Here is a 4,109-nt window from a genome sequence, read left to right as displayed (position 1 = left end):
AATCTCAAGTTGATACAGCTTCGTACGCAAACGCAATTGGAAATTAATACACCTGCTCACGCGGTTATTAGCTGGGTGCTACCTCCTTCGAATTACGTCTGCGTTTGATGTCGTCCCCGTCGTGCAAGTGCGGCGGCGCAATTCTGTTGATCATTCCAGCCTGACGTTTTTCCTTTAGCCGATACGATTTACCGGAGATCGGCACGACGTGTGCGTGATGAAGCAGCCGGTCGAGCAAAGCCGCAGTGAGCGTTGCGTCGTCGGCAAAGGTCTGATCCCACTGACCGAACGGCAAATTACTGGTGAGGACGAGACTGCCCGTTTCGTATCGTTTGGCAATGACCTGGAAGAGTAAGTTCGCTTGTTCCCGATCCATTGGCAGGTATCCCATCTCATCAATGATCAGAAGTCTGTACGGCTTCGTGATGCGCTTGATGGTTTCCTCGAGCTGGTTACGCCGCAACGCGGTCGTCAATTGCATCAAGAGGTCGGCGGCGGTGATAAAGCGAACCCGGAACCCGGCCTGCGTTGCACGATATCCAAGTGCCAATGCGAGGTGAGTTTTACCCACGCCACTAGGTCCGAGCAGTACGACATTCTCCGCACGCTCCACAAAGGCTAGGCTGCTTAGCTCGAGAACTAGCGGTTTGGGTACGCCGAGTGCGAACTCGAAATCGAAATCATCAAGCGTCTTGATCGCCGGGAAGCCGGCGAGACGGGTCAGCATCCGGCGCATTCGTTCCGTGCGAGCCATTGCTTCATCTTTTAACGCATGTTCGAGGAAGTCGAGATAGCCAAGCTCGCGCTTCGCAGCCATTTGTCCAAGGTGCGCAATCTGCGTCGGCAAATGCAGGAGGTTGAGTTGCTTACACAACACGGTCAGTCGCTCGAGCTGCGGCGTCATGCGTTCACCTCCTGCGTTCGGCTGAAGGCATCGTAGACCGACAACGGATGCTGCAGCGGTTTTTCCCATTCCGACGTTGCATACCGCGATACCGGTTTCGGTTGCTCATGCGGCGTCGCTCCAGTTCGGACCGACCGTCCCACGTACGGTGCCGGCAGCGGCAGCAAATGTGGGCGCTCTTCGAGCAATACCTCAGCCGGTACGCGTTTCGTGGTGCCGTGAAGACGAACGTTGGCGACATCGCGCAGCCACCGCCTGACACGCTCATTGCAAAGGCCACAGTCCGCTGTCAACCCGGCTTGTTTAAGCATTGAGACCAACGGGACCCAGAAGCTGTAGCGCAAATAACCATTCATACGCTCGACTTTGCCTTTCGTCTTTGCACGGTATGGTTTGCAGACGCGAGGCACGAACCCGTGATGTTTAGCGAAGTCGGCGAATCCTGGATGATATCTATGCTGTTTCTTGCCATATGCATCGCGTTTCAGGATTACCGTTTTCATATTGTCATACACGATTTCTCTGGTGACGCCTCCAAACGCCTCGAATGCCCGCACGTGGCAAGCCAGCAGCGTTTCAACACGCATGTCGGTGACAAACTCCGCGTAGCTTACGCAGCTGTAGCCCAACGTGGCGACGAACGCCGCGAGCATGCCGAGCTTGTGCCCCGGCTTACGAAACTCGATCCAGTCCATCTGCATCTGTTGGCCCGGCTCGGTCTCGAATCTGACTACTGGGTCGGGACGCGCAGCGGGTCGAAGTTTCTGCAGATAGTCCTGCACCTGTCGCAATCCGCCCTTGTAGCCGCGCTCCTCAATCTCTCGCTTGAGCACCGTCGCCGGGATCCAGTCTGGCTTTGCTGCTTCGACCCGGCCCTGAAGATACGACTTAAACGGCGCAAGCTTACTCACGACGGGCTCACGCACTTTGCGATGCGGAGGACCCAATGCCAGATATTTCCGAACCGTGTTGACGGCCATGCCGGTCTCTACCGCGATGTCTCGCAGGCTGTTTCCCTGACGACGCAGAATCTCGATTTCCATGTACTCCTCGTAGCTGATCACGGGCCGCCCAAAAAGAGCAACCCTACAACGAGGTGTATCAATTCCTTAAACGCGTTGCTGTATTAATTACAACTGCGCGTGACACTTGCAAAACGAGTGCCTTTCTCAGGATCAAGACTACGTGAAGCCTGTCGGAATGCAAACAAAAGTGTTCTTAGGGATAAACCTAGTTCGTATACAAGAACAAAACAGCCTAGACTTCCACCATGTTTTCCATATCAGCGCGGTCTCCATATGGGTCAGACCGACGCCACCTGCCAGATAACGAGGATCCGTCCATGCTGACAACTGCTACCGACCACGAAGAGATCCGCGACGCCGTCCGGGCGTTATGCGCGGAGTTCCCCGATGAGTACCATCGCAAAATCGACGAGCAGCGCGCGTATCCCGAGGCGTTTGTCGATGCGCTCACGAAAGCCGGGTGGATGGCGGCGCTGATTCCGCAGGAATATGGCGGTTCCGGCCTCGGATTGACCGAAGCGTCGGTGATCATGGAAGAGATCAACCGCGCGGGTGGCAACTCGGGTGCGTGTCACGGGCAGATGTACAACATGGGCACGCTGCTGCGGCATGGCTCACAGCGGCAAAAGGATTTTTATCTGCCGCAGATCGCAAGCGGCGAATTGCGTCTGCAATCGATGGGTGTAACCGAACCCAGCACCGGTACCGACACGACCAAAATCAAGACCACGGCGGTGCGTCGAGGCGACCGCTACGTGATCAACGGCCAAAAGGTCTGGATCTCGCGCATCCAGCATTCGGACCTGATGATCCTGCTCGCCCGCACGACGCCGCTGTCAGACGTGAAACGGAAGACGGAAGGCATGTCCATCTTCGTGGTGGACTTGCGCGAAGCCGTGGGCAAAGGTCTCGTGGTCAGGCCCATCCCGAACATGGTGAATCACGAAACCAATGAGCTCTTTTTTGAGGACCTCGAAATTCCTACTGAGAATCTGATAGGGGAAGAAGGCCAGGGTTTCAAATACATCCTTGACGGCCTCAACGCAGAGCGAACGCTGATCGCGGCGGAATGTATCGGCGACGGCTACTGGTTTCTGGAGCGGGTCGCCAAATACGTCAACGAGCGAGTGGTTTTCGGCCGTCCAATCGGGCAAAACCAGGGCGTCCAGTTCCCCATCGCCGAGGCCTACATTGAAGTCGAGGCGGCCAATCTGATGCGCTGGGAGGCTTGCAAACGGTTCGATGCTCACCAGCCATGCGGCGCGCAAGCGAACATGGCCAAGTATCTTGCGGCGAAGGCGTCGTGGGAAGCGGGCAATGCGTGTTTGCAGTTTCACGGCGGCTTCGGTTTCGCCAATGAATACGACGTCGAGCGCAAGTTCAGGGAGACGCGCCTTTACCAGGTCGCACCAATCTCGACCAATCTCATCCTCTCCTATGTCGCCGAGCATCTGCTTGGCCTGCCACGGTCGTTCTAGTTTCAAAGTGCCGCCCCAGGAGACAGCTGTGTCCAAGCAACTGAACAGTAAAACGCTTCCCGAACTCGTTCGCGAACTCGCGAAAAAATACCCGGACCGTGAAGCAATTGTCGACGGTGACCGCAGAGTCACGTTTCGCGGCCTCCATCACGCGGTCGAAAATTGTGCGCGCGGACTGATGTCGATAGGCGCCGGCCCCGGCGACAAGATCGCGATTCTGATGGGGAACCGGTTGGAGTGGGTCGTCACGTCGCTGGCTGCTACGTATATCGGCGGCGTAGCGGTCGCTATCAACACGTGGTACACACCGCCCGAAATTGCGCATGCGATGAATCATTCCGACGCGAGATATCTGGCCTGCACGCCCAGTTACATGAAACACGACTACGTGCAGACGCTGGAACGTCTGCGTGCCGAGGGCCGGTTACCGTTGCTGCAGGCAGTCGTCGGCATCGGGCAATCGCTGCCCCCTTCATGGTACGAGTGGGATGCACTGTGTGCGATCGGCGCGAACTCGCAGGCGGTGTTTGATGGTACGGAGCCTGACGCCGAGGACGTAGCGTTCGTTCTGTACACGTCGGGTTCAACGAGCCAACCGAAAGGCGTGCAACTGGTGCACCGCGGTCTCATCGAGAACATCTGGAACATTGGTGAGCGCCAACAGGCTACCGAGCACGACCGTCTGTGGCTCGCAGTTTCGCT

At 56.9% G+C, this 4,109-nt stretch carries 4 protein-coding genes; 2 read left to right on the top strand and 2 right to left on the bottom strand.

Translation table 11 applies throughout. From position 1 onward, the window contains the following. Positions 1-67: 67 nt before the first annotated feature. Positions 68-904, bottom strand: coding sequence for an IS21-like element helper ATPase IstB (gene istB / locus ACFFAR_RS26535; protein WP_174364742.1), 837 nt, complete (start codon positions 902-904; stop codon positions 68-70). Next, positions 901-1,947, bottom strand: a complete 1,047-nt coding sequence (gene istA / locus ACFFAR_RS26530) for an IS21 family transposase (RefSeq protein ID WP_174364741.1) — start codon at positions 1,945-1,947, stop codon at positions 901-903. The genes istB and istA overlap by 4 nt, the downstream gene beginning before the upstream one ends. 299 nt (positions 1,948-2,246) lie before the next feature. Between istA and ACFFAR_RS26525 the strand changes: the two genes are divergently transcribed. Then, positions 2,247-3,407, top strand: coding sequence for an acyl-CoA dehydrogenase family protein (locus ACFFAR_RS26525; protein WP_174364740.1), 1,161 nt, complete (start codon positions 2,247-2,249; stop codon positions 3,405-3,407). A 28-nt stretch (positions 3,408-3,435) separates the two neighbouring features. After that, positions 3,436-4,109 (top strand): AMP-binding protein (locus ACFFAR_RS26520; protein WP_174364739.1); only part of this gene is annotated, 674 nt, incomplete at its 3' end.

It is taken from the genome of uncultured Caballeronia sp. (assembly GCF_964243625.1).
GTDB lineage: Bacteria > Pseudomonadota > Gammaproteobacteria > Burkholderiales > Burkholderiaceae > Caballeronia.
The sequence above is the reverse complement of the archived record's forward strand: the minus strand, read 5'-3'. Positions and strand labels throughout refer to the sequence as shown.

Bases quoted from the DNA above. Each gene is read 5' to 3' on its own strand.
- istB (WP_174364742.1), bottom strand. From the start codon at position 904: ATGACGCCGCAGCTCGAGCGACTGACCGTGTTGTGTAAGCAACTCAAC.
- istA (WP_174364741.1), bottom strand. From the start codon at position 1,947: ATGGAAATCGAGATTCTGCGTCGTCAGGGAAACAGCCTGCGAGACATC.
- ACFFAR_RS26525 (WP_174364740.1), top strand. From the start codon at position 2,247: ATGCTGACAACTGCTACCGACCACGAAGAGATCCGCGACGCCGTCCGG.